A 17,557-nucleotide genomic window follows, 5' to 3' on the forward strand; every position below is an offset into this window, starting at 1 on the left:
AGACGCTCGATGACGAGCACACCGGTCCAGGGAGCCGCCGACGAGCGCTTCGCCCCGCTGCGCGACGCGTTCCAGCAGCACCTCGACAGCGCCGACGAGCTCGGTGCGAGCCTCGCCGTCGTCGAGCGCGGCACGCTCGTGCTCGACCTCTGGGGCGGCTGGGCCGACCAGGCGCGGACGACGCCGTGGGCTGCGGACACGCTGACCAACGTCTGGTCGATCTCCAAGACCATGGCGTCCCTGACGGCGCTCGTGCTCATCGACCGCGGCCTGCTCGACCCCGACGAGCCCGTCGGCACGTACTGGCCGGAGTTCAAGGCAGCCGGCAAGGAGGGCGTGCTGGTCCGGCACGTGCTCCAGCACACCTCGGGCGTCTCCGGCTGGGACCAGCCCGTCACGGGCGAGGACATCCTCGACGTGCCGACGGCGACCGCCCGCCTCGCGACGCAGGCACCCTGGTGGCCGCCGGGCACCCTGTCCGGCTACCACCTGCTCGACTACGGGCACCTGGTGGGCGAGCTCGTCCTGCGCGTCACCGGCAGGACGCTCGGCGAGTACTTCCGCGCCGAGATCGCCGAACCCCTCGACGCCGACTTCTGGCTCGGTCTGCCGCAGTCGCAGGACGCCCGCGTCAGCCACGTCGTCCCCCCGCCGCCGTCGCAGCTCGACCTGTCCCAGCTGCCGCCCGAGGCCCCCGCGCGTCGCACCCTCGGCGGCCCCGGGCTCGACGCCTCCATCACGTGGACCCGCGCCTGGAAGGCCGCCGGGATCGGCGGAGCGGGCGGCCACGGCAACGCCCGCTCGGTCGCCACAGCCCAGTCCGTGCTCACCAACGGCGGCGGTGGCCTGCTGTCCCCCGAGACCGTCGACCTGGTGTTCGCGCAGCACACCGACAACGTCGACCTCGTCCTCGGGCTCCCGCTGCGGTTCGGCCTGGGCTACGCGGTGTCCAACCCGGCGAGCACCCCGTACATCCCCGAGGGACGCGTCGCGTTCTGGGGCGGCTGGGGCGGCTCGATCGTCGTCAACGACGTCGACCGCGGCCTCACGTTCGCCTACGTGATGAACCGCATGTCCCCCGGCATCCTCGGCTCACCCCGCTCGGACGCCTACCTGCAGGCGCTGTACGGCTCGCTCGCTGCGTGACCCTCAGTGGCGCGGGTCGGCGGCGCCTCCCGTCCGGCGGGCGAGCGTGAGCAGACCCTGCGCACCGGCCGCCCGGTCGTCGTCGGCGAGGACCGGGAACCCCGCCATCCGCAGGGCGGTGTCGACCAGCTCGACCCGGTCCAGCGCCGCCAGCTCCGTCAGGTCCCACCACGCCGCGGTGTCGGTGCTGCCGTCCACCTCGTCGCGCAGCTCACCGCCGACCACGTGCGCGCGGTAGACGATCCGCAGCCCGTGCAGCGGGCCCTCGCTCGGGTCGAGGCGCAGGGCGGCCGGGGCGACGATCGAGTCGATCCCGAGCAGCTCGTCGAGCACCGCGTCGTACCCGGTCTCCTCGAGGACCTCGCGGACCGCGGCGTCGGCGGGGTCCTCGCCCGGGTCGATGCCGCCGCCCGGCAGCGTCCACCCCGACCGGCCACCCTCGACCCAGTGCGCGAGCAGCACCCGCCCGGACTCGACGACGACGGCGTAGGCGGCGACGCGTAGCTTCACCCGCACGAGCCTAGGGCCGTCCAGTCAGTCGGGCTCTTGCTGCCACGGGTTCACGATCGCCAGCCCCGGGACACCGGCGAAGTCACGGACGTTGCGCGTGACGATCGCCATGGAGTGGACGAGCGCGGTCGCCGCGATCAGGCCGTCGGTGTGCGGGCGTCGGTCGGGATCGGACAGACCGGCCGCTCGGACGGCGACCTCGGCGTCGACCGGGAGCGTCCGCTCCGCGAACTGGGGAAGCACCTTGCCGACGAACCACGCGCGCAACGACGCCCCCTGGACGGGATCCCGCCGTTCCCTGGCGAGGATCCCGAGCTCGATCTCGAACAGCGTCATCGCCGAGACGTAGAGGCTCCCGCTCGGCCGGGAGTCGACCCACGCCACGACTCCGCGGTCGGCGTCCCGCTTGCGCAGCTCGGACAGGACGTTGGTGTCGAGCAGATGGCTCACAGGTCCGCCGGACGGGCGGACACGGCGACGCGGGGCGGATCGAACTCGATGTCGGTGGCGTCATCCATCCGCAACGCCTCGCTGAAGACGCAGTGCGGGCCTGTCATCCGCTCGAAGTCGTCGAACGTGACGAGGACGTGAGACGGCACACCTCGATCGGTGATCACGACCGGGCCGGATCGCGCAGCCCGCTTGGCCGCCGACACGTCGTGGTTGAACTCGCGTGACGTCATGCGCACGCGATCACCTCACTTCGGCAGCGATCAGATGTAGGTACGTACCTACGTTACAGCAGCCGGCGTGCCGCCGCCCAGCGCGTCAGCTCGTGCCGGCTGGACAGCTGGAGCTTGCGGAGCACCGCCGAGACGTGCGTCTCGACCGTCTTGATCGAGATGAACAGCTCGGAAGCCACCTCGCGGTAGGAGTACCCGCGCGCGATCAGCCGCATGACCTCGCGCTCGCGGGCGGACAGCCGGTCCAGCTCGTCGTCGCCGATCGCGACGTCCCCCGCCGCCGCACCGAACGCGTCGAGCACGAACCCCGCCAGGCGCGGCGAGAAGACGGCGTCGCCGCCGGCCACGCGGCGCACCGCGTCGGACAGGTCGGTGCCGTCGATCGCCTTGGTGACGTACCCGCGGGCGCCTGCGCGGATGACCGCGACGACGTCCTCGGACGCGTMCGACACGGACAGGGCAAGGAACCGGGTCTCCCCCAGCAGGTCGGTGCAGGCCTTGATGACCTCCGCGCCGCCGCCCCCGTCGCCACCGGGCAGGTGCACGTCGAGCAGCACCACCGGCGGCTTCAGCTCACGGACGAGGCGGATGGCGTCGTCGACGGTGTCCGCCTCTCCCACCACCCGCACGCCCGCGTCGAGCGACGCCTTCACGCCGGTCCGGAACATGTGGTGGTCGTCGACCAGCACGACGTCGACGGCTTCGCTCATGACTGCACTCCTTGTTCGTCCGGCGTCCTGATGGGCACCACCAGGTGCACCTCGGTCCCACGTTCGGGGCTGCTGGTCACCTTCGCCGTGCCCCCACGACGTCGGACCCGCCCGATGATCGACTCGCGCACCCCGAACCGGTCGGTCCCCACCTCGTCGAGGTCGAACCCGTCGCCGTGGTCGCGCACGAAGACCTCGACCTCCGACGTCCCGACCTCCAGGTACAGCGAGACGGGCGGGCGGCCGTGCACGACCGCGTTGACCAGCGCCTCGCGCGTGGCCTGGAGCAGTGCCTCTGTGTCGGCGTCGGGCACCCGGTCGCCGACCACGACCGACTCGATGGCCACCGGGTCACCCGTGGGGCCGGACCGGGAGTCCTCGACCTCSGCGACGATCCCCCGCAGCGMSGCCGCGACCGAGGTGCCSGGCGCGGGCCGGTCGTCGTAGAGCCACTCGCGCAGCTCGCGCTCCTGGGCGCGCGCCATGCGGGCGACCTCAGCGGAGTCGTCGGCCCGGGAGCGGATGAGGGCGAGCGTCTGCAGGACCGAGTCGTGCAGGTGGGCCGCGATGTCGGCGCGCTCGGACTCGCGCGCACGGGCCGCGCGCTCGTCGCCGAGCTCGCGCACCAGCCGGAGCCACCACGGGGTCAGGACCAGGGCCACCCCGCCGAGCATGACGACGGCCGCGACGATCGACTGCACGAGCGTCGCCGCCTCGACGCCCTCCCCCGACGCCAGCCCGACGAACAGCAGCACCCCGACGCCCGCCAGCAGGATCCCGCCGGCGACCCGCAGCAGGCTGACCGGCGTCCGCCCGCCCGCCCGGTCCTTCAGGCGACCGCGCTGCACCGCGTCCAGCTGGCTCCACGCCAGCCAGAGGCCCGCCAGGACGATCACCGCGGGCAGCAGCCAGTCCGCCTGCACGTCCGCACCGGACCGGACCGCGATCATCAGCGCCGCCGCGACGACGAGGACCCCGCCGATGGCGATGTCCGTCACCGGGATCCGTCGGCCCGGCTCGATGATCGCCTGCCGGCGCGCCAGCCGCGTCAGCGCGCTCGGGCGCACCTCCTGCGCCGCGTCGGCGGGGTCTCCGGCCGGGATCGCCAGCCACCAGAAGACGTACAGCACGAGGCTGACGCCGGCGACGGGCGCGAGGACGACGAACGCCAGCCGCACCAGGCCGACCGGCACGTCGAGGTGCGCGGCGAGCCCCAGCGCGACGCCGCCGACGAGCCGCCCGCGCTMGGGTCGGCGCAGCGGCAGCCGGCGGCGCGCGGTGACGGTCGGGGCGGGGTGCACGGTCCGATCGTCACATGCCCTGAGCCGTTCCGGGGTCGGGTCCGGGGTCCGTTCAGGGGCGCCCGGCACCAGGTTCAGGGTGCGGTCAGGGGACCACCCGATGCCCCGCGCTCGTCGCGACCGCCAGGATCGAGACATGGACACGACGACCCCGACCGGCCCCGCCGGACCCGACCCGGCACCGGACAGCCCCGCGCCGGACCAGAACACGCCGAACAGCTTCTTCGCCGCCGTGCGCCGTCTCGGCATCACCCGCTCCGACGACCGCTGGATCGGCGGCGTCAGCGGTGGCCTCGGGGACCGGTTCGGCATCGACCCGCTGCTGGTGCGCGGCATCTTCTTCGCGACGCTCCTGCTCGGCGGCCTCGGCATCGTCGCCTACGGCATCGCCTGGGCGCTGCTGCCGGAGCGCCGCGACGGTCGCATCCACCTCGAGGAGATGTTCCTCGGCCGCTTCGACATCGCCCTGCTCGGTGCGCTGGCCTTCGTCATCGTCGGCCTCGGCCGCGGCGACAACTGGTTCTTCTTCTGGGCTCCGCCGGAGTGGGTGCAGGCGATCCTCTGGATCTCCTTCATCGGCGGCGTCGTGATGCTGATCGCCATCGTCTCCAACCAGCAGTCCTCGAAGCCGCGACCGCCGAGCGGCACCTCCGGGCCGTACGTGCCCCCTGCGACGTACCCCGCGGCKACGTACCCGTCGGCTCCGGTCACTTCCTCGGCGCCCGCCTACGGCGTCCCGCCGGTGCAGCCCGTACCGCCCACCGTGGACACCCCGCCGGCACCCCCGGCGTGGTCGGCCTCGTACGCCCCCGCGCCCGCCGCCCAGCGCCCCGCGCCCAAGCCACCGCGCCCGGTCACCCCGCCGCGTCCGCGCACCCCCGGCGCCGGGGTCGGCACCGTCGGTGTCGTCGTCGCCCTCAGCCTGCTCAGCCTCGCGGTCCTGCTCATCGCGGAGCGGCAGGGCGACTTCACGGGCCCGGTCGGCCTGACCGCGCTCGGTGTCGGCATCGTGCTCTGCGGCCTGGGCATCATCATCTCCGGACTGCGGGGTCGGACCAGCGGCGGACTCGGCGGCCTGGCCGTCGTCGGCATCCTCGTCGCGGTTCCCGTCGGGGCCGTGCAGAACGCCAGCTGGATCTGGTCGAGCGACTCGCAGCACGACTTCTCCGCCGATGGCACGGTCGTCGTGACCGACCGCTCCGAGGCCGCGAACGGCTACTCGATGGGCTTCGGTGACGTCACGATCGACCTCAGCGAGGTGCCGATGACCTCCGAGACCCTCGAGGTCCCCATCTCGCTCGCGGCCGGCGACCTCACCATCGTCGTCCCCAGCGACGCCAGCATCTCCGCCGATGTCGACGCCGGCGCCGGCACCGTGCGCTGGGACGTCGACGGCGAGAGCAAGAGCGTCGACGGCGTCGGCCTCAACCCGCGCACCTTCACCGCCGGCGCGATCGACGACGACGGACCCCAGCTCGCGCTGCAGGTCCAGATCGGCGCCGGCGACGTCTCGATCATCGAGGAGAACTGATGTCCACCGAGAACACCCCGCGCGACGGCGACGAGACGCTCGCCCTGCCGGTCACCGACCAGGATCCCACGACGGCCGCCGACGACGACGCGACAGCACGCCCGTCCGAGGCCGACGACACGGCCGTCCTCCCGCTCACGGAGACCGACGGGACCACGCCTGGCACCGACGACACCGCCGTCCTCCCGGTCGGGAGGGTCGACGAGACCACACCGGCCGCCGACGACACGGCCCTCCTCCCGGTCGAGGAGGACGACACGACCGTGGTCGCACCGGACGAGACGCGGTCGCTGCCGGTCACCGACGAGGCCCTCCCCTACCCGGCCACCTCCGCGTGGACGTCGCAGGACGAGCCCGAGCCGTACACGTCCCCGATCGGTGTCCTCTACGCGCCGACCGACCGACCCGGACCGGCGCCCGCCGACCGCGTCGACCCCGACGCGGTCGTCGAGGCTGCCCCGGTGGTCGTCGACCCGCCGCGCCGTCGGCTCCGCGTCGGCACCGTCGTCTGGGGCCTGGTCATCGCCGCGATCGGCGTCGGCCTGCTGGCGTGGGCGGCCGGCGTCGCGATCGACTTCCAGCTGGCGATGATCGTGCTGCTCGCGGTCGCCGGCACCGCGCTGCTGGTCGGGTCGATCGTCAGCGGAGCACGCGCCGCCCGCCGCTGACCGGCCCGGGACGCACGACGTCCGAGCAGCCACGGCCCCTGTGCCGCGACTGCTCGGACGTCGTCGTCTCCGTCAGGCCTTCGGGCCTGTCGGGGCCGGCGGCGGTGTCGTCGACGAGGTCGGTGCGGGCGGCGCGGTCGGCCGTCCCGCCGGGACCGGGTCCGGGTAGGCCGCCGAGCCGGTCGACGTGGCCGGCGAGGCCACGACACCGCTGGCGACGGCAGCCTTGCGCAGCGCCCACCCGATGAGGATGAACACCACGCCGATGCCGACCACCAGGAGCGCCACGCCGAACGCGACCACGGACGTGAACAGCGACGCCCGCAGGAACGACGCGGTCATGACGGTCTGCCGGGTCGGGTCGTCCTGGTCCAGCTCGGCGTACGTCTTGCCGCCCGAGGCCTCCAGCGCGTGGGTGTTGATGATGTCGGCCTGGAACCAGGCCTCCCACGGCGTGTCGACCAGCTGTCCCCCGAACGCCTGGGCGTCGTCCGAGACGGTGATCTTCTCGGCGGCGAGGTTGCTGGCCACAGCCCCCCAGGTCACACCACCGGCGATGATGAAGATGATCCCGAAGATGATCGTCAGCAGTCCGAGCACGCGGACCGCCTTCGAGCCCCCCGTGGTCGTTGTCGTCGTCATGTCTCCCCTTCCGAACCCCGACGGACGGGTCCGAACCCCCTGGACCCGGTAGGCCGCACGCGACCCATGACAAAGCGCCCAACGAGATCGACTCTAGTGACATGTGACCTGGACGAACACGGCGAATCGCCGGTTGTCTCTCAGACGCGGGCTAGGTCCCGGGCGCGGGCGTACTCCGCCTCGGCGGCGCCGAGCACGTCCTCCCACCCGAAGCGGGGACGCACGACGCGGTTGTGCGCGAGCATCCCGTCGAGCAGCCGGCTGTCCCGGGCGAGGTGGACGACGGCCTCCGTCATCTCCGCGTCGTCGGACACCAGCAGCCCGTCGATGCCGTCCTCGACGAACTCGGCGATGCCGGTGCCGCGCCGCGCGACGACGGCGAGGCCCGCGGTGCGCGCCTCCAGCGCGGCGATGCCGAACGCCTCCAGCTCGGCCGGCGCCAGGAACACGTCGGAGTCGGTGTAGGCGGCCCGCACCTGCGGACGGGTGAGCCGCCCGCGCAGCTCCACCACGTGCTGCAGACCCTGCCCCGCGACGGCGGACGCGACCCTGCCCTGCGCGGGTCCGGAGCCGATGATCGACAGCCGCAGCCGGTCCGGCGGCAGCCGCCGGGCAGCCTGGCCGACGAGCTCGATCAGCGGGACCGCGCGCTTGCGGGGGGCCAGCCGCATGGTCGACACCAGCCGCAGCGGGCCGCGCTCGCCGGGCCGGCCCCGCCCCTCGGACAGCGAGGTGGGCGCCCAGAGGTCGAGGTCGATGCCGTTCGGCATCACGGACACGTCGGCGCCGAACACCTCGCGCACGCGCGCGGCCGCGGCGTGGCTCACGGCGCTGAGGGCGGCGGGCGTCCGCTGCCAGTGGGTGCGGTGGACGAGCGTCCGCAGGGCGCCGACCACGCCGTCGAGCATGCAGTGCCACGTGATCGCGGTCGGCAGCCCGGCGTCGAGCGCGGTCCGGGCACCGTCGTACGCGAACGGGGAGAGCACCCCGGCGTGCACGTGGACGACGTCGGGCCGCAGGTCGGCGAACGCGGACCGCATCAGCCGCGGGCCCACCGGGTTCACCGGCAGGTCGAACGGGAGCCGTGCCCCGAGGCGGTGCACGTGCACCCCGTCCTCCAGGTCCACGACCCCACCGCGCTCGCCGCCGACACCCAGAGTGGCGGTCAGCACGTGCACCTCGTGCCCGGCGGCGGCCTGGCGCGCGGCGAGGTCACCCACCTGGGACTCGATCCCGCCGGTACGCGGCGCGTAGCAGTCGGAGACGTGGACGATCAGCACGGGGCCACCGTAACGGCGTGAACCGGACGGTTGTTCACGATCCCGCCCACATCACCCGCGTGCGCCGCCGGCGGCCTCGATGCGCGCGAGCGCCTGGGCGTGCACCGTGCGCTCCAGCACGAACGACATGACGGGGACGACGCCGGCGGCGGCCATGGTGGCCAGCCGCCCGACCCGCCAGCGCATCTTCGACCACAGGTCGAAGACGGTGACCAGGTAGACGACGTAGACCCAGCCGTGCGCGTACGCGATCCAGGCGCCGATGACGGGGTTGGGCGTGCCCGCGGCGTCCACCCCGTTGGCGTGGAACACGTACTTGAGGATCAGCTCGACGCACAGCAGCAGCAGCAGCGTCCCGGTGATCCAGGCCATCACGCGGTAGCGCAGCGTCGCTCCCCGGGCCTTGCGGACCCAGGGGTCGGTGCTGGTCGTGGTCGGGGTCTCGTTCACTGCGTCACTCCCACTCGATGGTGCCCGGCGGCTTGCTCGTGACGTCGAGGACCACCCGGTTGACCTCCGGCACCTCGTTCGTGATCCGCGTCGAGATCACGGCCAGCACGTCGTACGGCAGGCGGGTCCAGTCGGCGGTCATCGCGTCCTCCGACGACACCGGCCGCAGCACGACGGGGTGCCCGTACGTCCGGCCGTCTCCCTGCACCCCGACGGACCGGACGTCCGCCAGCAGCACGACCGGGCACTGCCAGATGTCGCGGTCGAGGCCGGCACGAGTGAGCTCCTCGCGGGCGATCACGTCGGCCGCCCGCAGGATGTCGAGCCGCTCGGCCGTGACCTCGCCGATGATCCTGATGCCGAGGCCCGGGCCGGGGAACGGCTGGCGCCACACGATGCCCTCGGGCACGCCCAGCTCCAGGCCGACCGCGCGCACCTCGTCCTTGAACAGGGTGCGCAGGGGCTCGACGAGCTCGAACTGCAGGTCGTCCGGGAGACCGCCGACGTTGTGGTGGGACTTGATGTTCGCCGCGCCCTCACCACCGCCGGACTCGACCACGTCGGGGTAGAGCGTGCCCTGGACGAGGAACTTGACCTCCTCGTCGGACCCTTCGACGATCTCCCGTGCGGCGTCCTCGAACACGCGGATGAACTCGCGGCCGATGATCTTGCGCTTGGTCTCGGGGTCGGTGTGCCCGGCCAGCGCCCGCAGGAACCGCTCGCGGGCGTCGACGACCTTGAGCTGCACGCCCGTGGCGGCGACGAAGTCCTTCTCCACCTGCTCGGCCTCGCCGGACCGCAGCAGGCCGTGGTCGACGAACACGCAGGTCAGCTGGCTGCCGACGGCCTTCTGCACGAGCGCCGCGGCGACCGAGGAGTCGACCCCGCCGGACAGCCCGCAGATCACGCGCGCGTCGCCGACCTGCGCGCGGATCTTCTCGACCTGCTCCGCGACGACGTTGCCCGCGTTCCAGTCCGGGGTCAGCCCGGCGCCCTCGTAGAGGAAGTTCTCGAGCGCCTTCTGCCCGAGCGGCGAGTGCTTGACCTCGGGGTGCCACTGCACGCCGAACAGGCGACGGGTGCGGTCCTCGAACGCCGCGACAGGGCTGCCGGACGACGTCGCGAGCACCTCGAAGCCCTCAGGCGCCGCGTGCACCGCGTCGCCGTGGCTCATCCACACGGTCTGCGAGGCCGGGCTCCCCGACAGGACCGTGCCGGCGGAGGTGACCTCGACGGCCGTGCCGCCGTACTCGCGCTGGCCGGTCTGCGCGACGGTCCCGCCGAGGGCGGCGGCCATCGCCTGGAAGCCGTAGCAGATGCCGAGCACGGGGACGCCGGCCTCGAACAGCGCCGGGTCGACGAACGGGGCACCGGTGGCGTACACCGACGACGGTCCGCCGGACAGGATGATCGCGGCCGGGTCCTTGGCCAGCAGGTCCGCGACGGACGCGGTGTGCGGCACGATCTCGGAGTAGACGTTGGCCTCGCGGACGCGTCGCGCGATCAGCTGCGCGTACTGCGCGCCGAAGTCCACGACGAGCACGGGACGGTGGGTCGTGGTGGCGGCCGGGTCAGGCGTCTGCGTCACGCCGCAAGGGTAGTCGGCGCTCGGAGGTGAGCGTGCACGGCGACGAGCATCACGGCTCCGTGACGGGGACGTCGGTGATCCGGAACCGCCCTGGGACGTCGATGTCGACGGTGTCGCCGCCCCTGTCGGGCCACACCACCGTCACCTGGAGGGACTCCCCCTGGGCGACCATCTGGTCGACGAACCTGTCGGCGACGACAGCCCGTCGGTCGCTGGCACCGTCGACCCCCACCTCGACGACGTAGTCCCCGGGGTACAGCCGCCCTCCCGCGCCCAGCAGGGTGACCGCGTACGCCCCAGCCGTCGTCGTGAACGAACCGAGACCGCGCTGGAGGTCCCTGCCCTCCGCGTAGCTCCCGAACAGCCCGACGATCTGCCCCGTCCCCGGAGACGTCCGCTCGATCTCGAGCGTTCCCACCAGGTAGCCCTGGTCGCGCAGCACCGAGGTGACGGAGACGTCGTAGGCGCCGTCGTCGATGACGACCGGAACCGGGTCCGCGCCCGACGACACACCACCCACCGGCTCCGGCACGGGCGCGACCGTGGGGACGTCCACCGCGGCTCCCGCGTCCGTCGTGGTGAACCGGATCTCCACGCGGCGGTTGACGGCGCGCTCCTCGGGAGACGTGCCGGAGACCACGGGCTCGCTCTCGCCCTTGCCGTCCACGACGACCGTGAAGTCGGCTCCGAGCAGGGGGATGAGGCGGTCGGCCACCGACTGCGCCCGCTTGACCGACAGCTCCTGGTTGTACTCGTCGGTGCCGACGTCGTCGGTGTGCCCCACGACCGTGACCTCGCCGGCCTGACCGCTGGAGACGATCTGCCCGCCCGCGGCATCGACGACGGCGGCCGCCTCCGGGGTGAGCACGAACTGGTCGGTGGCGAAGAGCACGTCCGAGGMGAGCGTGACGGTCGCGGCCTCGCCCTCGACACGGGCGCTCGACCCGTCGTCGTACGCGACGGTGAACGCGTCGATGCCGGCCTGCGGGTACGTCACCTCGCCCTCGGCGCCGAGGTCCTCCGGCGTCGTCGGCAAGGTCTCGACGTCCGTGACCGGCACGCCCGACACCAGCCCCAGGTAGGGGAACAGGACGGAGACGCTCGGCGACGTCGGTGCGGCGTAGACGACCTCGGCCGACACCGACGCGCCCGGTGTCAGGGTGAGCAGCTCGGACGTCGAGACGGACCTGCTCCTCGCGTCCTGGGCCGGGTCGGAGATCGTCGACGCCGCCAGGTCGAGCAGCCGCACCTGTCCGAGGTTGAACATCGACGCCGGGTCGTGCAGCAACAGGCTGAGCGCGAGCGACGTGCCCTCCGGCGCGTCGTCGGGCATCGCGAAGTCGATCGTGACGAGCGCGGCCTCGTCCGTGACCTGGACGGGGTGCACCGTGATCTCGATCGGCAGCCCGAGGTGCTCGACCTCGACCGTGACAGGCCCGGCCCCCGGCGGCGTCGTCCTCGCCGACGCCGTCACGGGCTCGGTCGGCGACGGTACGTCGTCAGGCGACGTGCAGCCCGTCAGCAGGAGCGCGGCGGCGAGGAGGACGGGGGCAGATCTGCGCACCAGGGACACCTGTCTCGAGGGAGCGGACGGACGCACGATCGTGCTGCCGGTCGGCCGGGACCGGAGAGGGCCGCGTCCAGGAGACGTCGACGAGGCGCATCGTCCGGAACCCTAGCCTGCAGACGGTGGGGCCAGACGGTCGGTCGAGCCCGGTCCGCACGCGGCGGACGTGCGTCGTCCGGCGTCGGAAAACCATGCGGGCCGTGTCGGTACCGGCCCGTAACGTTGACGCTCGTGCGTTCTCTCCCCCTCGACGACCCCGGCACCCCGCCCCTGAGCGGGCCTGTCGCGCTGCTCTGGTGGCTGGCCGGTCGGCAGTGGGGCATCCTCCTGACGGCCGTCGGGCTCGGCATCCTGCAGTTCGCGGCCCAGGCGTTCACCCCGTTCGTCGTCGGCCGCGCGATCGACGACGGTCTGGACAGCGGCTTCGGCCCGGACCTGTGGCGCGCGTGCGGCACCCTGCTGGCGCTCGGCGCCGTGATCATCACCACGTCGGCCATCGGCCACCGGTACGACGTGAACAACTGGCTGCGGGCCGCGTTCACGTCGTCGCAGCTGGTCGGCCGGACCGTGGCGCGGTCGGGGCACACCATCACCAAGGAGCTGCCGACGGGCGAGGTCGTCTCGGCCGTCGCCAACGACGCGCTGCGCATCGGCGAGGTCTTCGCGCTCGCCGCCCACTTCCTCGGCAGCCTGGTCGCGTACGGCATCGTCGCGGTGCTCATGCTGCGCGTGTCCGTGCCGCTCGGCCTCGTGGTCGTCCTGGGCCTGCCGACGGTCGCGGCGATCCTCGGCCTGCTGGTCAAGCCGCTGTCCCGCCGGCAGTCGGCGCAGCGCGAGGCGTCCGGCCGCCTGACGACGCTCGGCGCGGACACCGTCTCGGGCCTGCGCATCCTGCGGGGCATCGGCGGCGAGACCGTCTTCACCGGGCGCTACCGCGCGCAGTCGCAGGAGACCCGGCGCCGCGGCGTCGAGGTGGCCCGGACGCAGTCGGTCCTCGACGCCCTCCAGGTGCTGCTGCCGGGCGCGTTCGTCGTCACCCTCATCTGGCTCGGCGCCCACATGGCCCTCGCGGGCACCATCACGCCCGGCCAGCTGGTGTCGACGTACGGCTTCGCGGCGTTCCTGTCGTGGCCGGTGCAGAACGCCACGCAGATGCTCCAGGCCGCCACGCGTGCGCACATCGGCGCCACCAAGGTGGTCAAGGTCCTGCAGGTCGTCCCGGCCACCGGCGCCACGCCCGGCACCGCCACCGCGCCGGGACCGCACGTGCCGCTGGTCGACGAGGTCAGCGGGCTGACCCTCGAGCCCGGCCGGGTGGTCGCCCTGGTGAGCGCCGACCCCGACGAGTCCGCGCGCATCGCCACGCGGCTCGGCCGGTTCGACGACGCGGCGGAGAAGGACACCCCGGTGCGGCTCGGTGGCGTGCTGCTGTCCGAGCTGGACAAGGACGTCGTGCGGGAGCGGATCGTCGTCGCGGAGGCCACTCCGCACCTGTTCTCCGGCCTGCTGACCGACGAGCTCGACGTGCGCGGCGCGGCCACGCAGGACGACCTGCTGCGCGTGATCGCCACGGCCGACGCGCAGGACGTGCTCGACTCGGTGCCCGACGGCCTGGCCGGCGAGCTCCCCGAGAAGGGCCGCTCGCTGTCCGGCGGGCAGCGGCAGCGCGTCGCCCTCGCCCGGGCGCTGCTCATCGACCCGGAGATCCTCGTCCTGGTGGAGCCGACCAGTGCGGTCGACGCGCACACCGAGGCCCGGATCGCCGCGCGGCTGGCGGACGTCCGGCGCGGCCGCACGACGCTCCTGGTCACGGCCAGCCCGCTGGTGCTGGACCACGTCGACGAGGTCGCGTTCGTGCAGGACGGTGTCGTGCGCGCCCGCGCCGGGCACGACGACCTGCTCGCGCACGGCGACCTCGAGGTCGCCCGCGCCTACGGCGCCGTCGTGGGCCGGCAGATGGAGGACGAGTCCGTCGAGGACCTCGCGGACGACGAGGGGCTGTACCAGGAACTGATGGTCGACCAGCAGAGCGGAGGACAGTCATGAAGCTCCCCATCGCCGACACGGCGACGGTCCGGGCGTACACGGGCGTCCTCTTCCGCAAGCACCGTCGCCCCCTGATCCTCATCGCGGTCCTGCACACGCTGGCCGCGACGGCGGGCCTCGCAGGTCCGTGGCTGCTGGGCATGCTGGTCGACGCCGTCACGGGCGGCACGACGGCGACGTACATCAACACGCTGATCGCCGTCGGCGTCGTCGCCGTGCTCGCGCAGACCGTGCTCATCCGCTTCGCCCAGCGGGCCTCGATGGTGTTCGGCGAGGAGGTGTTCGCCGAGCTGCGCGAGGAGTTCATCGAGAAGGTCACCGCCCTGCCGCTGTCCGTCGTCGAGCGGGCCGGCACGGGCGACCTGGTGGCGCGCACGACGAACGACGTCAACAAGCTCCAGCACGCGGTGCGGTTCGGTGTCCCGCGCGTGATCGTCGCCGTCGTGACGATCACGCTGACGATCGTCGCGTGCCTGGTCCTCTCGCCGGTCGTCTCGATCGCGATGTTCATCGGCGTGCCCACGCTGCTGCTGGTCGTGCGCTGGTACCTCAGGCGTGCGACGCCGGCCTACCAGCGCGAGTCGGCCGCGTACGCGGTGCTCAACGGGACCATCACGGAGTCCGTGGAGGGCGCGCGCACGGTCGACGCGCTGCGGCTGGGCCGGCGCCGGATGGGCCGCGTGGACGCCGACCTGCGGGAGGCGTTCGAGGCGGAGAAGGTGACGCTGCGCCTGCGCACGATCCTGTTCCCGGGCATCGACGCGGCGTTCGTCCTGGCACCGGCCTCCGTGCTGCTCTGGGGCGGCTACCTCGCGTCGGAGGGCTACGTCACGGTCGGCGCGGTCACCACGATCGTGCTGTACACGTACCAGATCACCGGCCCGGTGTGGGAGCTGATCTTCTGGGTCGACGAGATCCAGGTGGCGGCGACCTCGCTCGCGCGCATCGTGGGCGTCCAGCTGGTCGAGCCCGACCGCGAGACGCGTGCGGGGACGCCGGTGGACGAGGACATCGCGTCCCGGGGCCTGGTGTACGCGTACCGCGAGGGCCACAACGTGCTGCACGGGATCGACCTCGACCTGGCCGCGGGCGAGCGGCTGGCCGTCGTCGGGCCGTCCGGCGCGGGCAAGTCGACGCTCGGGCGGATGCTCGCCGGCATCCACCCGCCCACCGACGGCACGGTCACGGTCGGTGGCGTCCCGCTGATCGACCTGCCGCTGGAGGACCTGCGCGGGCACGTCGCCCTGGTCACCCAGGAGCACCACGTGTTCGTCGGGTCGGTGGCGGACAACCTGCGCCTGGCCCAGGTGGACGCCGACGCGGCCGCGCTCGAGCGCGCGCTGCGGGCGGTCGACGCCTGGGAGTGGGTCCAGGCGCTGCCCGAGGGTCTGGAGACCGAGGTCGGCTCGGGCGGGGCGGCGCTGACCCCGGCGCAGGCCCAGCAGATCGCGCTGGCGCGGCTGGTCCTGCTCGACCCGCACACGCTGGTGCTCGACGAGGCCACCTCGCTGCTCGACCCGCGGGCGGCGAGGCACCTCGAGCGCTCGCTGTCGGCGGTGCTGTCGGGACGGACCGTGGTCGCGATCGCGCACCGCCTGCACACCGCGCACGACGCGGACCGGGTGGCGGTCGTCGACGGCGGCCGGATCACCGAGATCGGCCCGCACGACGAGCTGGTGGCGGCCGGGGGCGACTACGCCGCGCTGTGGCACTCCTGGCAGCACGACGCCGTCTGAGGACCCGACCCTGGCGGCCCGGACGGAGGTGCGTGCGGGCTCGCCACGCCGATCGGTGCGAATCGGTGAGGCTGCGTGAGGAGCTTCTCTCGCGTGCACCCCACCGGTCACCGAACGCGCGGGTGCAGGCCGCCCTGGCCGCGTCCGCGCTCGTGGCCCCTGCCGTCTCCGGGATCCTCCAGGTGGGCCCGGGAGCGGACGACCCTGCTGCTCGGCCTGGCGCTGACCCTCGTCGCCCAGCACGCCCGTCGACCAGCACGACAGCACGACTGACCGGACGGCGGTGGAGAATGCACGCATGGTCCACCCCCTGACCCTGCGCGGCGGCATCGTCGTGCCCGACGACGCGCTCGCGTGGCGCTTCTCGCGCTCGAGCGGACCCGGAGGTCAGTCGGTCAACACGACCGACTCCCGCGTCGAGCTCACCGTGGACCTCGCGCGCATCGCCTGGACCAGCCCGACCCAGCAGGACCGCGTCCTGGCCCGGCTGGCCGGCCGCCTGCGCGGTTCGCTGCTCACGCTGAGCGCCCAGGAGTACCGGTCCCAGCTGCGCAACCGGGAGGCGGCCCTCACACGCGCGCACGCGCTGCTCGACGACGCGCTCGCTCCCCCGGGCCCGACGCGGCGCGCCACCCGGCCGAGCCGGGGGTCGCAGGTCCGCCGTGTCCAGGGCGAGCAGAAGCGCCGCGCGGTCAAGGAGCTGCGGCGCCGTCCCCCGCTGGGCTGACGACGGCCTCCGGCCCCGAACCGCGGGCCTCGTCGCGGACCAGCCGCAGCCAGAGCAGCACCGCGAACGCACCGAAGATCCACCACTGGGCCGCGTAGGCGAGGTTCTGGATGTTCAGCCCCGCGCCGGGCTTGGTCGGCGGGTCCAGCAGCGCGACGGCGTCGGACTGGGCGGGGTCCGACGCCGAGACCACGAGGTACCCCGTGTAGATCGGGCCGCCCCAGGAGTTGAGCAGCTCCGCGGAGCTGATCGCGTCGGTCTGCCCGTCGGCCACCCCGGTGCCTGCCTGCTCGGACGCTTGCAGGTAGCCGGTCACGTCCACGGTCCCGGACGGCGGGTCGTCGGCGTCGGCCGGCGTCGCCACCCAGCCCCGGACCACCGGCAGCACGGCGCCGTCGGTCGTCGTCAGCGGCGTCAGGACGAGCAGGCCGGTGGTCCCGTCGTGCGCGCGGCCGGTCACCAGCAGCTGGCCGTCGGCGTCGTAGGTCCCGGTCACGGCCACCTTCCGGCCGACGAGGTCGCCGGTGAACGTGGTCTGTGGGACCAGCACGTCGTCGAGCGGGACGGCGGGAGCGGCGACGAGCTCGGCCGTGTGGCGTTCCGCGGCGGCGGCGCCGTGCACCTGGGCACGGTCCAGCTGCCACGCGCCGAGCCGGGCGCACAGCGCTGCGGCGGCGAGCAGCAGGACGAGCAGGACGAGCATCCGGGGGCGCACCGCAGCACGGAGCATCGTGGTCGGAGGGCGTCGCTCGGCCTGAGCCCAGGCGGAGGCGGGCGTCTCGTCGGGTGCGGCGGCGACCGTGTGGTCGTGCGCCGGGGACGGGCGGTCCCCGGCGTCGGGCCCGAGCCCCGGCGCACGCTCGCGCGCGACGGCAGCGGGGGTCGGCTCGGTCACGTCTCACGGTACCCCGCAGCACAGGCGCGACTGGCACCCGCACGAGCACCCGGAAGGGCACCCCGGGGCGCCCCACA

Annotated in this window: 16 protein-coding genes and 1 pseudogene; 6 read left to right on the top strand and 11 right to left on the bottom strand. The window is 73.5% G+C overall.

The features are described 5' to 3' along the window. The first annotated feature begins 9 nt into the window (after positions 1 to 9). Entirely contained in the window at positions 10 to 1,146 is a 1,137-nt protein-coding gene (locus ACXJKF_RS09130) for a serine hydrolase domain-containing protein (protein WP_456787422.1), read from the top strand. Positions 1,147 to 1,245: 99 nt separating this feature from the next. Here ACXJKF_RS09130 and ACXJKF_RS09135 read toward each other — a convergent pair. The 5 genes and pseudogenes from ACXJKF_RS09135 to ACXJKF_RS09155 form a co-directional block, all read right to left on the bottom strand. Next, positions 1,246 to 1,656: pseudogene (locus ACXJKF_RS09135) on the bottom strand (NUDIX hydrolase); the annotation flags it as partial. Positions 1,657 to 1,680: 24 nt separating this feature from the next. Next, positions 1,681 to 2,106: a PIN domain-containing protein gene (locus tag ACXJKF_RS09140; RefSeq protein ID WP_456787423.1), complete on the bottom strand. Its 426-nt coding sequence runs from the start codon at positions 2,104 to 2,106 to the stop codon at positions 1,681 to 1,683. Beyond that, on the bottom strand, positions 2,103 to 2,339 hold the full coding sequence (locus ACXJKF_RS09145) for a type II toxin-antitoxin system prevent-host-death family antitoxin (RefSeq protein WP_456787424.1): 237 nt from the start codon (positions 2,337 to 2,339) through the stop codon (positions 2,103 to 2,105). Before ACXJKF_RS09145 ends, ACXJKF_RS09140 begins: the two co-directional genes overlap by 4 nt. Before the next feature lie 53 nt (positions 2,340 to 2,392). Then, positions 2,393 to 3,049, bottom strand: a complete 657-nt coding sequence (locus ACXJKF_RS09150) for a LuxR C-terminal-related transcriptional regulator (RefSeq protein ID WP_456787425.1) — start codon at positions 3,047 to 3,049, stop codon at positions 2,393 to 2,395. Beyond that, the gene (locus ACXJKF_RS09155) at positions 3,046 to 4,350 is read right to left on the bottom strand and encodes an ATP-binding protein (protein WP_456787426.1); all 1,305 of its coding nucleotides are present in this window, start codon (positions 4,348 to 4,350) and stop codon (positions 3,046 to 3,048) included. Before ACXJKF_RS09155 ends, ACXJKF_RS09150 begins: the two co-directional genes overlap by 4 nt. Positions 4,351 to 4,486: 136 nt before the next feature. Here ACXJKF_RS09155 and ACXJKF_RS09160 point away from each other — a divergent pair, with 136 nt between their 5' ends. Beyond that, complete coding sequence (locus ACXJKF_RS09160) at positions 4,487 to 5,881, top strand: PspC domain-containing protein (RefSeq protein ID WP_456787427.1); 1,395 nt, start codon at positions 4,487 to 4,489, stop codon at positions 5,879 to 5,881. Further along, the gene (locus ACXJKF_RS09165; RefSeq protein WP_456787428.1) at positions 5,881 to 6,549 is read left to right on the top strand and encodes a hypothetical protein; all 669 of its coding nucleotides are present in this window, start codon (positions 5,881 to 5,883) and stop codon (positions 6,547 to 6,549) included. Before ACXJKF_RS09160 ends, ACXJKF_RS09165 begins: the two co-directional genes overlap by 1 nt. A 72-nt stretch (positions 6,550 to 6,621) precedes the next feature. On the opposite strand, the gene ACXJKF_RS09170 is transcribed toward ACXJKF_RS09165, so the two are convergent. From ACXJKF_RS09170 to ACXJKF_RS09190, 5 genes are all read right to left on the bottom strand, one after another. Next, positions 6,622 to 7,191: an aromatic ring-opening dioxygenase LigA gene (locus tag ACXJKF_RS09170; RefSeq protein WP_456787429.1), complete on the bottom strand. Its 570-nt coding sequence runs from the start codon at positions 7,189 to 7,191 to the stop codon at positions 6,622 to 6,624. 140 nt (positions 7,192 to 7,331) lie between these two features. Then, positions 7,332 to 8,471, bottom strand: a complete 1,140-nt coding sequence (locus tag ACXJKF_RS09175; RefSeq protein ID WP_456787430.1) for a glycosyltransferase family 4 protein — start codon at positions 8,469 to 8,471, stop codon at positions 7,332 to 7,334. Between the two features lie 51 nt (positions 8,472 to 8,522). After that, positions 8,523 to 8,921 carry a DUF3817 domain-containing protein gene (locus ACXJKF_RS09180; RefSeq protein WP_456787431.1) on the bottom strand — a complete coding sequence of 133 codons (399 nt, stop codon included), beginning with the start codon at positions 8,919 to 8,921 and terminating at the stop codon, positions 8,523 to 8,525. 4 nt (positions 8,922 to 8,925) lie between these two features. Next, complete coding sequence (gene guaA, locus ACXJKF_RS09185) at positions 8,926 to 10,509, bottom strand: glutamine-hydrolyzing GMP synthase (protein WP_456787432.1); 1,584 nt, start codon at positions 10,507 to 10,509, stop codon at positions 8,926 to 8,928. Between the two features lie 49 nt (positions 10,510 to 10,558). Then, complete coding sequence (locus ACXJKF_RS09190) at positions 10,559 to 12,073, bottom strand: OmpA family protein (RefSeq protein ID WP_456787433.1); 1,515 nt, start codon at positions 12,071 to 12,073, stop codon at positions 10,559 to 10,561. A gap of 234 nt (positions 12,074 to 12,307) precedes the next feature. Here ACXJKF_RS09190 and ACXJKF_RS09195 point away from each other — a divergent pair, with 234 nt between their 5' ends. The 3 genes from ACXJKF_RS09195 to arfB all read left to right on the top strand — a co-directional run bounded on the left by ACXJKF_RS09195 (position 12,308) and on the right by arfB (position 16,585). Next, positions 12,308 to 14,122 carry an ABC transporter ATP-binding protein gene (locus ACXJKF_RS09195; RefSeq protein WP_456787434.1) on the top strand — a complete coding sequence of 605 codons (1,815 nt, stop codon included), beginning with the start codon at positions 12,308 to 12,310 and terminating at the stop codon, positions 14,120 to 14,122. After that, complete coding sequence (locus ACXJKF_RS09200) at positions 14,119 to 15,858, top strand: ABC transporter ATP-binding protein (RefSeq protein WP_456787435.1); 1,740 nt, start codon at positions 14,119 to 14,121, stop codon at positions 15,856 to 15,858. The genes ACXJKF_RS09195 and ACXJKF_RS09200 overlap by 4 nt, the downstream gene beginning before the upstream one ends. A 298-nt stretch (positions 15,859 to 16,156) precedes the next feature. Further along, positions 16,157 to 16,585: an alternative ribosome rescue aminoacyl-tRNA hydrolase ArfB gene (gene arfB / locus ACXJKF_RS09205; protein ID WP_456787436.1), complete on the top strand. Its 429-nt coding sequence runs from the start codon at positions 16,157 to 16,159 to the stop codon at positions 16,583 to 16,585. On the opposite strand, the gene ACXJKF_RS09210 is transcribed toward arfB, so the two are convergent. Beyond that, on the bottom strand, positions 16,551 to 17,480 hold the full coding sequence (locus ACXJKF_RS09210; protein ID WP_456787437.1) for an SURF1 family protein: 930 nt from the start codon (positions 17,478 to 17,480) through the stop codon (positions 16,551 to 16,553). The genes arfB and ACXJKF_RS09210 overlap by 35 nt on opposite strands. Between the last annotated feature and the right edge of the window lie 77 nt (positions 17,481 to 17,557).

This window comes from Cellulomonas sp. P5_C5 (genome assembly GCF_054049655.1).